The 13,559-nt window shown below is 60.6% G+C and carries 14 protein-coding genes and 2 pseudogenes; 7 read left to right on the plus strand and 9 right to left on the minus strand.

Annotated features, from left to right (window positions below; all coding sequences use genetic code 11):
- Nucleotides 1-31: 31 nt before the first annotated feature.
- Nucleotides 32-202: pseudogene (locus CR917_RS18180) on the plus strand (transposase); the annotation flags it as partial.
- Nucleotides 203-246: 44 nt separating this feature from the next.
- Here CR917_RS18180 and CR917_RS18185 read toward each other — a convergent pair.
- The 5 genes and pseudogenes from CR917_RS18185 to CR917_RS27785 form a co-directional block, all read right to left on the minus strand.
- Nucleotides 247-1,779 carry an IS66 family transposase gene (locus tag CR917_RS18185; RefSeq protein WP_104572757.1) on the minus strand — a complete coding sequence of 511 codons (1,533 nt, stop codon included), beginning with the start codon at nucleotides 1,777-1,779 and terminating at the stop codon, nucleotides 247-249.
- 18 nt (nucleotides 1,780-1,797) lie between these two features.
- Entirely contained in the window at nucleotides 1,798-2,157 is a 360-nt protein-coding gene (gene tnpB, locus CR917_RS18190) for an IS66 family insertion sequence element accessory protein TnpB (RefSeq protein WP_256589717.1), read from the minus strand.
- Between the two features lie 81 nt (nucleotides 2,158-2,238).
- Nucleotides 2,239-2,952 carry a hypothetical protein gene (locus CR917_RS27320; protein ID WP_158255598.1) on the minus strand — a complete coding sequence of 238 codons (714 nt, stop codon included), beginning with the start codon at nucleotides 2,950-2,952 and terminating at the stop codon, nucleotides 2,239-2,241.
- A gap of 26 nt (nucleotides 2,953-2,978) precedes the next feature.
- Entirely contained in the window at nucleotides 2,979-3,932 is a 954-nt protein-coding gene (locus CR917_RS18200; RefSeq protein WP_218278983.1) for a hypothetical protein, read from the minus strand.
- A gap of 82 nt (nucleotides 3,933-4,014) precedes the next feature.
- Nucleotides 4,015-4,206 (minus strand): annotated as a pseudogene (locus CR917_RS27785) (site-specific integrase); the annotation flags it as partial.
- Between the two features lie 103 nt (nucleotides 4,207-4,309).
- Here CR917_RS27785 and dusA point away from each other — a divergent pair.
- From dusA to CR917_RS18220, 3 genes are all read left to right on the plus strand, one after another.
- A complete protein-coding gene (dusA, locus tag CR917_RS18210) occupies nucleotides 4,310-5,320 on the plus strand; it encodes a tRNA dihydrouridine(20/20a) synthase DusA (protein WP_104572760.1) in 1,011 nt (336 codons plus the stop codon).
- 120 nt (nucleotides 5,321-5,440) lie between these two features.
- Nucleotides 5,441-6,367 (plus strand): transaldolase, encoded by a 927-nt coding sequence (gene tal, locus CR917_RS18215; RefSeq protein WP_104572761.1) that lies wholly within the window; start codon nucleotides 5,441-5,443, stop codon nucleotides 6,365-6,367.
- A 174-nt stretch (nucleotides 6,368-6,541) separates the two neighbouring features.
- The gene (locus tag CR917_RS18220; protein WP_078479608.1) at nucleotides 6,542-8,428 is read left to right on the plus strand and encodes an alkaline phosphatase D family protein; all 1,887 of its coding nucleotides are present in this window, start codon (nucleotides 6,542-6,544) and stop codon (nucleotides 8,426-8,428) included.
- Nucleotides 8,429-8,468: 40 nt separating this feature from the next.
- On the opposite strand, the gene rssC is transcribed toward CR917_RS18220, so the two are convergent.
- Together rssC and rssB are read right to left on the minus strand one after the other, a co-directional pair.
- A complete protein-coding gene (rssC, locus tag CR917_RS18225; RefSeq protein ID WP_043864541.1) occupies nucleotides 8,469-8,951 on the minus strand; it encodes an anti-sigma factor antagonist RssC in 483 nt (160 codons plus the stop codon).
- Nucleotides 8,948-10,132, minus strand: coding sequence for a two-component system response regulator RssB (rssB, locus tag CR917_RS18230; RefSeq protein WP_043864542.1), 1,185 nt, complete (start codon nucleotides 10,130-10,132; stop codon nucleotides 8,948-8,950). Before rssB ends, rssC begins: the two co-directional genes overlap by 4 nt.
- A gap of 270 nt (nucleotides 10,133-10,402) precedes the next feature.
- Between rssB and CR917_RS18235 the strand changes: the two genes are divergently transcribed.
- Nucleotides 10,403-10,702, plus strand: a complete 300-nt coding sequence (locus CR917_RS18235; protein WP_043864543.1) for a PilZ domain-containing protein — start codon at nucleotides 10,403-10,405, stop codon at nucleotides 10,700-10,702.
- A gap of 50 nt (nucleotides 10,703-10,752) precedes the next feature.
- Here the strand turns inward: CR917_RS18235 and CR917_RS18240 are convergent, their stop codons facing one another.
- Nucleotides 10,753-11,457 (minus strand): VacJ family lipoprotein, encoded by a 705-nt coding sequence (locus CR917_RS18240; protein WP_043864544.1) that lies wholly within the window; start codon nucleotides 11,455-11,457, stop codon nucleotides 10,753-10,755.
- 206 nt (nucleotides 11,458-11,663) lie between these two features.
- On the opposite strand from CR917_RS18240, the gene CR917_RS18245 reads away from it, so the two are divergent.
- The gene (locus tag CR917_RS18245) at nucleotides 11,664-12,251 is read left to right on the plus strand and encodes a phosphonoacetaldehyde phosphonohydrolase-related protein (RefSeq protein WP_104572762.1); all 588 of its coding nucleotides are present in this window, start codon (nucleotides 11,664-11,666) and stop codon (nucleotides 12,249-12,251) included.
- A 124-nt stretch (nucleotides 12,252-12,375) separates the two neighbouring features.
- Complete coding sequence (locus tag CR917_RS18250) at nucleotides 12,376-12,639, plus strand: DUF4404 family protein (RefSeq protein ID WP_043864546.1); 264 nt, start codon at nucleotides 12,376-12,378, stop codon at nucleotides 12,637-12,639.
- Between the two features lie 49 nt (nucleotides 12,640-12,688).
- Here the strand turns inward: CR917_RS18250 and queF are convergent, their stop codons facing one another.
- Nucleotides 12,689-13,519 carry an NADPH-dependent 7-cyano-7-deazaguanine reductase QueF gene (gene queF, locus CR917_RS18255; protein WP_054916181.1) on the minus strand — a complete coding sequence of 277 codons (831 nt, stop codon included), beginning with the start codon at nucleotides 13,517-13,519 and terminating at the stop codon, nucleotides 12,689-12,691.
- Nucleotides 13,520-13,559: the final 40 nt, after the last annotated feature.

Consider the following 13,559-nt stretch of genomic DNA (forward strand, 5'->3'; position numbering starts at 1 on the left):
GGCGAGAATGCTCGCCATAGGGAGGTGTCTGATGACCAAGCAACGTCGTACCTTTACCCCTGAGTTCAAGCGCGAGGCTGCGTGCCTGGTGCTCGACCAAGGCTACAGCCATATCGAAGCCGCCCGTTCGCTCGGATTGGTCGAGTCGGCGCTTCGTCGATGGGTGAGCCAGCTTCAGCAAGAACTTAGCGGTGTTACTCCGTAAGCGCTCCATGAACCCCACATTTTAAAGGTGGGGTTCTACGGCTATCTTGGAATTTGCGGCGTGCAGTTCCACGGTAGCAAGGCCTCGAAGTCTTCTACGCTCGAGGCTTGTGGCAGGCGCTCAAGTGCGTGGCGCAGCCACGCATAGGGCTCTTGGCCGTTGGCTTTAGCCGTCTCGACCAAACTGTAAAGTTGAGCGCTGGCCGTCGCGCCTTTGGGCGTGTCGCTGAACAGCCAGTTCTTACGCCCGATCACGAAGGGCCGGATCGCACGCTCGGCGGTGTTGTTGTCGAGTGGCAAGTAACCGGCTTCGGTGTAGCGCACCAACTTGATCCAGTTGCTGGCCAGGTAGCTGATGGCTTTGCCCAGGGCATTTTGCGCCGTCACTTGTGGCTGAGTTTTCTCCAGCCAGGCGTGCAACTGGGCCAACACCGGCAGGCTGTCTTGCTGTCGGCTTTCATAGCGATGTTCATCGCCGACTTCTTTTAAATCTCGTTCGATACCGTACAGCTTGTTGATCAGATTCAGGGCGATATCCGCACGCCCGGTTTTGCCCTTAGGCTGCACCTTTTGCGCCTCGACAAACTTGCGTCGCGCATGTGCCCAGCAGCCTAAACGCTCGACACCGGATTGCGCACCCAAGGCATTATAACCGGCGTAATCGTCGGTCATCAGGTAGCCGCGATAACCTTCGAGCAGGCGCGACGGAACCTCCTGCGCCCGACTGGTCGAGTAGTCAAAAAGGATCACCGGCTGATTCGGTGGCCCGCCGGTTTGCACCCACATCCAGGATTGGCTGGTGGGTTCCCGACCGGGCTCTTTCATCACCTGGGCCCGCGTTTCGTCACAGTGGATGACGCGACTTTCCAGCAGTCGATCCCGCATCAAGTTGAGCAAGGGTTGCAGATGTTCGCCGCACTGGATCACCCAGCGCGCCAAGGTTTGGCGTGGAATATCGATACCGTGGCGGCCCAGCACTTTTTCGAAGCGGTGAAGTGGCAGGCCGTCGACGTATTTGGTCGTCAACAACATCGCCAACACACTGGGGCTGGCCATACTCTTTTCGATCAGTTGCGCCGGCTTGTCAGCGGTAACCGGCGCGGTTTCACAGCCACGGCAGGCGTAGACCTTGCGCACATGTTTGATCACGCGAATTTGCATCGGCACGATCTCGAGCTGCTCGCTGATTTCCTCGCCAATGGCGTGCTTGCGGCAACCGAAGGCACAGGTCAGCTCGTGCTCGGGCAGTTCGTGAATGACCTCGATACGCGGAAGATCGGCGGGCAGAGGCCTGCGTTTGCCCCGTCGCTTGGTCGGCGCTACGAACGCTTCTTCAACCGCTTCGTCGACCAACTCGTCGACGCTTTCAGCTTCGTTGAACAAGCCCATTTGCGGGGTCGCAGGATCGGCAGTCTGCTCTGACTTGCGCCCGAAAAGACGCTGACGCAACAGCGCGTTTTCTTCTTCGAGATGAACGATCTTGCCCTTATCCGACTCGCGCTCACTCAGTATTTGCTCAAGCAGTCTCTTGAGCAAAACAGGGTCGTCAGGAAGGTCTTTGGGCATGGAAATCATGCCCTGGACTATACCGAATCAGGCGACGAATCGAGGCGTCAAAAATTGATGCGGACGGTTGCGCCACAAATCAAAACCATCCAATAACCAGTTGAGTTCTTGAACCGTCAGCACGATGGCTTCATCCGAACAATCCGGCGATGTTTTGAAGCGCTCGGATTCCAGGCGCTTTAGCCAAAGGCAAAAGCCGTTGCGCTCCCAATACAAAATCTTCACTCGATTGCGAGGCTTGTTGAGGAAGACGAAAAGCACCGGGTCAAACACCGCGACCTTGATGTCCAGTTCGACCAGAGCGGCGAGGCCGTCGATGGATTTTCGGAAGTCGACAGGCTTGGGATAGAGATAGACTTTTTCGACTTTTGCGTCGGGACGCATCATGAGGTGCTGGCTCCGGAAAGGAATCGGGAGCACAGCATCGGGGATCAGGTGGTGACTTTGAATGTGGGGTTTATGGAGCGCTTACGTAACAATCACGCGAGGTTCGACGATCTTGACGTTACCTATAGGGTATGTCTTGGCGCTTCCTGCTGGGCGATTTGTGGCGAATACAGCGAACACGGTTTGAGAAGTTCCTGCGTTCCGGTTCGGGTTTCGTGCCATTGGCCTGAGCACCGAAATGCCCGCAGAGGTATGTCCGTGGTTAACCGACGCGAATGCGCTGTTTTTGCTGTTGTTCCACGTTGAATCGTGGAACACAATGTTACCTTTTATTGATCCTAGGCCTGGATTCCCACCATCCGCATAAGCTCCAGAGGCGCTGCCGCTATCAACATGGCCGTAGATATTGATATCAACGACTTTATTAGCAGCACCACTAAGAGCCCCCAGCAATACCACAATCCCAGCACCTACACAGTTTATAGTTATTGGGTTGTAGATTTTGATGCCGGAGAGAATGTCCTCGTTTGAGTTTGGCTCGATATCGATGCCCGCCTGCGGCGACGTCCCGGCTATGTTTATCATGTATGGTGAGAACACATCGAGGCCATTGGCTGAAACAATGAACATCCCTTGGCGTCGGCAATTATCAGCTTTTGGCGATTGGAAAACCGTGTTCCGAGAAGTACCTGTAGTGTTGGAATGCCCAACGTAGTAACCTTCGCCCCACATGTTGTTGGCGATCGCGCCTGACTCAAATCGGTTGTTACGACCGCCTCGGATTTCGATTCCCATACCGAATTCTCCAGTAGTCGCACCGTTCAGATCGCGTCGACCGTCAAGGTTCGCAGCAATAACCCGTCAATTGTTTCTATCCCAGAACCTAAGCATTGATAGATGGTTGCATTGTGCGCTAACGCGGATATTTTACCGTTGTTGGAAAATTCAAGCATGGTGCTGTCATTGTTGAAGATCAGGCCGCCGCCAAGGTTTGCAATGTCGAACGTGACCCCGAAGTGGCCGTCGACGAGTACGTGCGGCCTGGCGTTCAATGCTTCGTTCATCGCAAGACGGTTTCCAGTGCCCGTGCTGCCAGAGTAGTCGGGGATCGCACCGGCCTGGGTCATGCGGAGCGGCCCTTCGAGCTGTATCAACCAGCGGCCCATAGCAACTCCGACTACCTGGATGATGATGGAGTTGTTCGCAGTGGCAATAGATGATGCAGACCACTGGTAGCGCGCACCGCCGACGCCCGGCCGGGCAGTGCTGTACTGCATGGTTTCCGCAAAATCACCGTCGTATCGGCCGCGAAGTTCCCGCAGCTGGTCCAAACTATCAAGGTGCGTAGTTGCTCGAGCGATGTAGTACGCACCCTTTTCCGGGTGGACGACATCGACCATGTCTTGAACGGAGCCAAGCTTCCCGGTTGGAGTGATGTAACCTACACCCGAGGCAAGATTTGGATTTCCGACCAGCCCTCCGACCAGTCCGCCAAGGTAGTCCTCAGACCAATTCTTTGTCGCTGCGTCTTGCAGGAGAACAGGATCTGCCACGCTTGCAATACGTCGCCCCTCGGCGTCGAAGTAGCTCTTTCCGATGGGTCGTTTGAGAGCCCTGTTCAGGCCAGCAAGCCCTTGCTGGATCAGCATGGTCAGCCGGTCAAAAACTTTCTCATGCGTCTCAGCCAAAAACCTGCCCTGGTTGCGCAGATCTGTCGGCTGAACCGCAATCATCACCCGGGAAACGGTCAGCGTGGCGCCGGGCGTTGAAAGCACACCAGCAGCAGATGCCGAGGTGAGCGTCCCGTCGGACTGTGAGCCTGCGCCCGTCAGTGTGTACTGAGCCCCCGTCAGCGTTTCGGCTGGCCTTCTCGATCGCGCCTGTCTTATACAGCTCCGCTTCGCGCCTCCTGATCCAGGCCTGGGTCGACGCCTTCCGGTCGAACGCTTGGCTTTCCTGATAGACTGTCTCACCCTTTTTTACGTTCCGGATCTGCACAATATTCGCTGTCCATCCGTCCTTGCGCTTGCTCTGCGTGATGGTTCCCATGGGGCTTTGCTATATGACTGTTTGAGGTTGCTCACCTTGTAGCGACAAGCAAAGCAAAACCAGCAAGAACCGGAACAATCCGGAATCAATCAGAGACACACAAATGCAACAGATTCAGGCACAAACCCCAGCAACCCCAACCAATACGGTAGTCAGGAGGTTTTCTGTTGCGCCTATGATGGACTGGACCGACCGCCACTGCCGCTTCTTCCTGCGCCTGCTGTCGCGCAATGCCTTGCTCTACACCGAAATGGTCACCATCGGCGCCCTGCTGCATGGCGACGCCGAGCGTTTTCTGCGCCATGACGAAGCCGAGTACCCGCTGGCCCTGCAACTGGGTGGCAGCGTGCCGGCGGACTTGGCCGCCTGCGCCGTACTCGCGCAAAACGCCGGCTACAACGAAGTGAACCTCAACGTCGGCTGCCCCAGCGACCGCGTGCAGAACAACATGATCGGCGCCTGCCTGATGGGCCATCCGGGGTTGGTGGGCGATTGTGTCAAGGCCATGCTCGACGCAGTGCAGATCCCGGTCACGGTCAAACACCGCATCGGCATCAACGGCCGCGACAGTTACGCCGAGCTCTGCGACTTCGTCGGCCAGGTACGCGACGCAGGCTGCCGCAGCTTCACCGTACACGCGCGCATCGCCATCCTCGAGGGCCTCTCGCCCAAGGAGAACCGCGAGATCCCGCCACTGCGCTATGACGTCGCCGCGCAGCTCAAGGCCGACTTCCCGGACCTGGAGTTCATTCTCAATGGCGGCATCAAGACCCTCGCCGAATGCCAGCAGCACCTGCAGACCTTCGACGGCGTGATGCTCGGCCGCGAGGCGTACCACAACCCTTATGTACTGGCCGAAGTCGACCAGCAGCTGTTCGGCAGCGACGCCCCGGTGATCAGCCGTAGCGAAGCGCTGGCCAGGCTGCGCCCGTACATCGCCCAGCACCTGCAGAACGGCGGCGCCATGCACCATGTCACCCGGCATATCCTCGGCCTGGGCCAGGGCTTCCCTGGCGCTCGCAAGTTCCGCCAGCTGCTGTCGGTGGACATCCACAAGAGCACCGACCCCCTGGGCCTGCTCGACCAGGCGGGGCTGCTGCTGGAAGGACGCTAGGAACCTGCGCGCGGCTGGACACTCCAATCGTTACCCTCCCCCGATAGCCTGCCGCACAGCCCTTGAGCGGCCGGCAGCGCTCGGGTAATGTCGTCCAACCGCACAGGACAGAGCACGCTCATGACTTCCAAGCTGGAACAACTCAAGCAGTTCACCACGGTCGTCGCCGACACCGGCGATATCGATGCGATCAGCCGGCTCAAGCCGGTCGACGCCACCACCAACCCGTCCCTGTTGCTCAAGGCCGCCGCCATGCCCGGCTATGCCGAGCTGCTCGATGATGCGCTCAAGCACAGCAAGGGCGACCTGGGCCTTGCCTGCGATGCATTCGCGGTATCGGTGGGCAGCGGAATTCTCAAGGTGATCCCGGGCCGTATTTCCACGGAAGTGGACGCCCGACTGTCCTTCGACCAACCTGCCCTGCTGACCAAGGCGCGCCAATTGATCGAGTTGTACGACAAGGCCGGCATCGGCCGCGACCGCGTGCTGATCAAGCTGGCCTCCACCTGGGAGGGCATCCGCGCCGCCGAGGTGCTGGAAAAGGAAGGCATCCAGACCAACCTGACCCTGCTGTTTTCCTTCGCCCAGGCGGCTGCCTGTGCCGATGCCGGGGTGTTCCTGATTTCGCCGTTCGTGGGCCGTATCTACGACTGGTACAAGAAATCGACCGGCAAGGAGTATGTCGGGGCCGAAGACCCGGGCGTGAAGTCGGTCACGCGTATTTACGATTACTACAAGGCCAACGGCTACGACACCGTGGTCATGGGCGCCAGCTTCCGCAACATCGGCCAGATCGAGCAGTTGGCCGGCTGCGACCGCCTGACCATCAGCCCTGAGTTGCTGCAGCAGCTCAACGATGACCAGGGCACCCTGGCGCGCAAGCTCACCCCGGGCAAGGCTGGCGAGCCACGCCTGACACTCGACGAAAGCCAGTTCCGCTGGCTCTCCAACGAAGATGCCATGGCCACCGAGAAGCTCGCCGAAGGCATCCGCCAGTTTGCGCGGGATCAGGAGAAACTCGAGGCGTTGTTGGCTGCAAAGGCCTGATACAAATACGGTTTGCCAGGCAAGGTGTGAAGGCGGAGCATTAGTGGTTTTGCACGCTGGATCTTGCAGACCTCTTCGCCGGCAACGCCGACTCCTACAGGGCTGCACGATACTGTAGGAGCCGGCATTGCCGGCGAAGCGCCGAAGGCGCACCCATCCATCTTCGAGTAATCAATGCCCGAAAACACCCCGCTGCCCCTGGTACTGGCCGGCCCGTTGCTGCGCCGCCTGGAGCCTGCGCGCATGGTCCTGTGGCTGGTCGGCTCACAGCCGTTGCAGCCCGAACTGCACCTGCAACACTCCACCGAATACACCCTGAGCTGTCAGGTCATCCCCATCGGCCAGCACGCCTTCGTGCACCTGCTCGATATCCAGCTGCACACCCCACTGCCCACCGACGTGCAGATCGACTACGACGTGCTGATCGGCGGCCAGGGCATCGCCACCTGGGCCCCACACCTGCTGTATGAAGGCGCCCGCCTGCCCAACTTCGTGATACGCGAGCGCCTCGACCAGTTGTTGCATGGCTCGTGCCGCAAGCCGCACCACCCCGCCGCCGATGGCCTGTTGTGCGCCGACCGCCTGCTGGCCGCGCCCCACGCACCCGCCGAGCGCCCGGCGCTGCTGATGATGAGCGGCGACCAGGTGTACGCCGACGATGTCGCCGGCCCCATGCTGCGGGCCATCCACGGGCTGATCGAACGGCTGGGCCTGTACCACGAGCACCTGGAAGGCGCCGTGGTGCAGAACAGCGCCGAGCTGTACCGCCACCCGGCCAGCTACTATCACCGTGCCGACCTGCTGCCAGCCCTGGAGAGCAACGAAACCCTGCGCGAGCGCTTTTTCGGCGGCACGCGCAAACCCATCTTCACCAGCAGCAACGCTGACAACCACCTGGTAACCCTGGCCGAGATCATGGCCATGTACCTGCTGGTCTGGTCGCCTGTGCCCTGGACCTTGGTCGACACCCCCATGCCATCAGGCCTGACCACCCAGCGCCAGGCCCGCTACCAGCGCGAACAGCACTGCCTGAAGGGCTTCGTCGAAGGGCTGGATGGCGTGGCGCGGGTACTGGCGCACCTGCCCAGCCTGATGATCTTCGATGACCACGACATCACCGACGACTGGAACCTCTCGGCCCAATGGGAAGAAACCGCCTACGGGCACGCCTTCTCGCGGCGCATCATCGGCAACGCGCTGATCGGCTACATGCTCTGCCAGGGCTGGGGCAACAACCCGGACGTGTTTGGCGAGCTGCTGCAAAGCTGCCAGGCCCTGAGCCACAGCGCCGATGACGACGGCTATTTCGACCGCGCTGCGCAAGATGGCCTGATCAAACAGCTGCTGCGCTTTCAGGAATGGCACTTCGTGCTGCCCACCCAGCCTGCGCTGCTGGTACTCGATACCCGCACACGTCGCTGGCGCAGCGAGAGCAAGCTGCAAAAGCCCTCCGGGCTGCTGGACTGGGAAGCGCTGTGCGAACTGCAGCAGGCCTTGCTGGACCACCCCTCGGCCATCATCGTCTCCCCCGCCCCGCTGTTTGGAGTGAAGCTGATCGAAACCATCCAGCGCGTGTTCAGTTGGTGCGGCTATCCGCTGCTGGTGGACGCCGAGAACTGGATGGCGCACCGGGGGGCCGCGCAGGTGATCCTGAATATCTTCCGTCACTCGCGCACGCCAGGGCATTACGTGATCCTCTCGGGCGACGTGCACTATTCCTTCGTGTACGAGGTAATGATTCGTCACAAACGCGGCGCCCCGCACCTGTGGCAGATCACCAGCAGCGGCATCAAGAACGAATTCCCGCGCCGACTGCTCGATGTGTTCGACCGACTCAATCGCTGGCTCTATGCCCCACGATCACCGTTGAACTGGTTCACCAAGCGCCGCCTGATGCAGGTGGTGCCGCGTACACCCGCGCACAGCAAGGCCGGCGAGCGCCTGTGGAACAGCGCCGGGCTGGGCCAGGTGTTCTTCAACGCGCAGGGGCAGCCCGAGCGCATCTTCCAGCTCAACGCCAACGGCGCGCCGCCCACGGAGTTTCCCCGCGAGGCTGAATGAAAAGGTGAGTTCGGCGCCCGCTACAGGGCGCCAGGATCGATCAGGTCCGCTCCAGGGCATTGACCAGGTCGTGGAAGGCTTCGCGGTTGGAGTCGTTCAGGCCCATGAGGATCTTGTGCGCTTCCAGCACCTTGGCGCGCACCACCTCTTCGTTCTGGTCCTGGGACGGCAGATCGGTCAGGCACTCGGGGCACGGGATTGGACGATCGACGATGTTGAACACCTGATCGAACCCCATCGACTGCAGAAGCCGGGTGATATCGGCATGGGTAGTCACCACCGTGGGCAGCAGGCCGACCTTCTGCCGCGACAGGATCGACAACTTGGCCAGCAGGCCCAGAGTGGTGCTGTCAATACTGTTGGTTTCGGTAAGATCGATGACGATCGCCGAGAAATTCAGCGCCGTGAAGATCTTTTCAATCGTTGCATCCAGCGCCGAACACAGGGTCAGACGCACTTCACCGACGAACTTCAGAACAAAGGTGCCATTCTGCTCGGCAAACTGGATTCTTCCAGTACTCATTGAAGGTTCCTGCTCAACACCATTAGGGCGATATCATCCGGCATCTCCCCAAGCGTAGCCAATTCGAATCGTTGGCGCAGCCCATCCAGGCTGCCACCTGCTGCCTTGATGATTTCAGGCAAGGCAGCCTCCTTATCTTTGAGTGTGTCGCCAGGCAAAAGGTCCAGAATGCCATCAGACAGCAATGTGAGGCTGAACTGCGGCGGCAACTCCAGAACGTGATCCTGGTAGGTGGCCTCGTCGAACAGCCCCACCGGCAGGCCGCGCCCTTCGAGGTAGCGGGTGTCGTCCGGGGTGTACAGCACCGGCAACGGCAGATGGCCGCCGATGCTGTAGGTCATCAGGCCGGTGTGCTCGTCGATCACGCCGCCCACCATGGTCACGTGCTTGCCCAACCTGCAATTGATCAGGCCGCGGTTGATATGCCCGAGCACCTCGGACGGCTTGAACTCGGGCAAGGTGCCGGCGCGCTTGAATTCGAACAGCAGGCGCGTGGTCATGAACTTGAGCAGCACAGTCACGAACGCCGAGGAGGCACCATGGCCGGACACGTCGGCCAGGTAGAACGCCACGCGTCGCTCGTCGACACGAAAGTAATCGGTGAAATCGCCAGACAGGTACAGAGACGGAATGATCTGGTGTTCGAAACGCAGGTCTCCGGCCTTCCACGGGTTCTCCGGCAGCATGTTCATCTGCACCTGGCGCCCGGCAGTCTGGTCTTCCTGCAGCAGGTGCAGGCTGGCCTCCAGCTCACGGTTGGCGGTTTCGAGCTTGTCGCGGTAACGCTGGTTTTCCAGTACCAGATGCGCCCGATCCAACGCCCGGCGAACCGAGTGCTCCAGCACTGCCAGGTCTTCCAGGGGCTTGATCAGGTAGTCGGCAGCACCCAGGCGCAACGCTTCGACGGCATCGTTCATCACGCCCGCGCCCGATACCACGATCACCGGCAGGTCGGGGGCACGCTCGGTAACCTGGCGAATCAGCTCCAGGCCGCCCATTTGCGGCATGCGCAGATCGCAGATCACCAGATCAGGCTGTTCCTGCTCGAAGACCTGGAGACCCTGCTGGCCGTTGCTTGCCTGCAGGACGCTGAAGCCGCTGTCTTCCAGGTAGGCGGCGAGGCTCGCACGCACTACATCGTCATCATCGATTATCAGCAGCGTTGCACTGTTTTTCTGCATGTGGGCAAACGGCGCCAGAAATAGGTTGGGGTAGGCGGCCAGGCAAAACGAGGCCCGCTTACTGGATTCACTTCTAGCCACTCTTGCATTTCAGGTGTAGGACAAAAGGCCTGCCCGGCAAATGTCAGAGGTGCCCTGTAAGGCGCAGACGGTACTCCCATCCGCCGGGGGTTTCAAGCATGCACCGATGGTCGCCTGTGCTCTTTACAGCACAAATCACCGGGAGTTATAAAAACCCCTTCTATCGCAACCCAATGGAAGGATGCAGGCATGAGCCAGAACCACGCCGACTATAGCGAGAAGCGTGATTTCATCAGGATGCGGGTAGATACCGACGTTACCCTGATACATGCCGAACAAGTGATTGCGGCGGTGTGCCTGGACCTCTCGAGCAGCGGCATGCAGGTACAGGCAGCGAAAACCTTTCAGGTTGGAGACAACCTCAGCGTCAGCATCGATTCGGACCACCCTTCACTCAAGGGCCTGCACGCCACAACGCAAGTGGTGTGGATTGCCGATCAGCCCCAGGGCCAGCAGAAACTGGGCCTCAAGATCCTTGCGATGAGCTGAGCAGCAGGCATGAAAAAGGCGGCCATGGCCGCCTTTTTCATGCATCACGATCAGAAATCGTCTTTTACATCCCCGTCCTTGACCTTGAACTCGCGGTTCTGCAGGTAGGCGTTGCGGATGAAGCTGTACTTGTCGCCACGGATCATCTTCTCGGCCGACAGCAGGCTGGCACGGGTGTCCACCACGTCCACCGCGATTGCGGTATTGCGGGTGGGCACATGGTCCATGTAGCGGTAGGGTTCGGTGTAGGTGTCCGGGTACTTGGCGATCGCATCGCGCACGGTGCTCGGCCCAAGCAGCGGCAGCATCACGTACGGGCCACTGCCTACACCCCAGTAGCCGAGGGTCTGGCCGAAGTCCTCGTCGCTGCGCTGCAGGCCCATCTTGGTACCCACATCGAAGAAGCCAGCCAGGCCGAAGGTGGTGTTGACGATCAACCGCGCGGTATCGACGCCGGCTGCGTGGGGCTTGAGCTGCAACACGTTGTTGGCAAGGTTGGTCACGTCACCAAGGTTGCGGAACATGTTGTGGATGCCGTCCTCGAGAAACTGCGGCGTCACCCACTGGTAGCCCTGGGCCAGCGGCTTGAGCGCGTAGGTATCGATCGTGTCGTTGAACCGGAAGATCGGCCGGTTGATGCTCTCCCACGGGTCTTCCTCGGTCGCCGCCTGGGCCAGTACCGGCGCCAGCAGCAGGCTCGCGCAGACACAGGCACGGGTCATACGATCGATCACGCCAGCACCGATCCCACGCATAAAATTTCTCCTAGGCAAACATTGCACTGCGCCGGCATCAGGCCGTCGACAGCCAAAAGGAAACAAGTATAAAGCCTCTCTGGCAGATTAGGCAGCTTCCTCCAACCTGCGTCGATATTTTGTGAAAGCCGCCTGAAGGTCATCAAAGCGTCACGCCACGGTCACACCCCGACGTTAGGCTTGCTGGTTATTTCAGGGACGTTGCCATGCCCCATTCCCCCGCCTTCACCGCCGTGCTGTTCGGCCTGCGCGGCTGCCTGGTCGACTTCGGCGCACGATGCCAGGCGCCCGGCAACGCACCGGCCAGGCCTACACCAGGCGCCCTGCCCGCCCTGCACTGGCTGCGGGAACACGGCGTGCCCTGTGCCTGGCTCGACGAACTGCCGGCTGCCCTGGGCCAGCACCTGAGCCAGGCACTGCCCGCCTGGGTGCGCCGACCGGATACCACCGGCCACGCGCCCTGGCCCGCGCCGGATGCCTGCTGGCACGCCCTGATGCAGCTCAAGGCCGACCGGCTCGATGGCTGCGTGCTGGTCAGCGGCGAGCCGCGCCTGCTGCAGGCCGGGCTCAACGCCGGGCTGTGGACCGTGGGCCTGGCCTCGTGCGGCTCGCTGTGCGGGCTGGACGAGGCTACCTGGCAGGCACTGGAGGAACGCGAGCGCGAACTCAAGCGAGGCAAGGCTACCGTTCACCTGTTCGGGCTGGGGGTGCATTCGGTGATCGACCAACTGGAACTACTGGCCGATTGCCTGGCCGATATCGGCCTGCGCCGCCTCAAGGGCGAAAAACCCTGATACAGGCACATTGATCAGGGTCATGCAAAGCGGCGCCGGGTGGATTAACCTGAACAGCGAGGCACGGACCTTTCGCCCGCGCGCGGGGTCCATGTCTGAGCCTATTCATAGAGGGAGAACACCCATGCCTGCCCGCGAACTTCAAGCGCAACTCGACGCCCTGCGCGAGCAACTGGAGCAAAACCCACCGCTCTCGGAACAGGAGCGTGTCGAGCTGCACGAACTGATGGCGCAGATCCAAGCGAAAATCGAACTGGAGGCCGTAACCCCGGACAACAACCTGGTCGACGGCGTCAACCTCGCCGTCGAACGTTTCGAAGTCGAGCACCCGGGCCTGACCGCCACCCTGCGCAACATCGTTCAGAGCCTGCAAAGCATGGGCATCTGAACCCTGCGGCAAAAACGAAAGCCCCGTCACACTGGACGGGGCTTTTTCGTTACTGGCGAACCAGGCGCAGGTTCTTCAGGGTGACCGGCCCGGTGCTGCGGTACGGGTTGATGTCCAGCCCGCCCCGGCGCACGTAGCGCGCATACACCGTGAGGGTTTCGGGGTTGAGCAGGCGCTTGAGGTCCAGGTAGATACGTTCCACGCATTGCTCGTGGAAGTCGGCATGCTGACGGAAGCTGATCAGGTAGGTCAGCAGGCTGGCATGGTCCAGCGCCGCGCCACGGTAATGGACAGTCACGCTGCCCCAGTCCGGCTGCCCGGTCACCGGGCAGTTGGATTTGAGCAGATGGCTGTGCAGGGTTTCTTCCACCACACGCTCGGCATCGCAGCGCAGCAGCTCCGGTTGTGGCTGCTCGTAGTTGCTGATGCTGACCTCCAGGTCATCGATGCAGGTGCCCGGCAGCGCCATCACACCCTCGCGCTGAACCTCGGCCAGGCTGCGGATACGCACCCCTACCGGCTTGCCGGCTGCCGCAGACAGGTCCTTGACCAGACAGGCCTGCACCGCCTGCGCCGAGGCGAACTCGGTCTGGTTCAGCGAGTTCAGGTACAGCTTGAACGACTTGGACTCGATGATGGCCGGCGAATCGGCCGGGATGGCGAACTCGCCGATGGCCACCACCGGCTTGCCCGAAGGCAGCAGCCAGGACAGCTCGAAGCAGTTCCAGTAATCCACACCCGACCACGGCAACGTTTGCGCGGTGACCCCAAGCTCGGCCCATTTGGCTGCACGCGGGATAGGGAACAGCAGCGACGGCGTGTAGGTGCTGATGTATTCACTGGACTTGCCCAGTGGCGAATGTTCGGCGGCGGGATGCATGGCTCAAACCTGAAGGACGAAATTGGTCTAGTTTATCGGG

The organism is Pseudomonas sp. BRM28, assembly GCF_002939405.1.
Lineage (GTDB): Bacteria > Pseudomonadota > Gammaproteobacteria > Pseudomonadales > Pseudomonadaceae > Aquipseudomonas > Aquipseudomonas palmensis.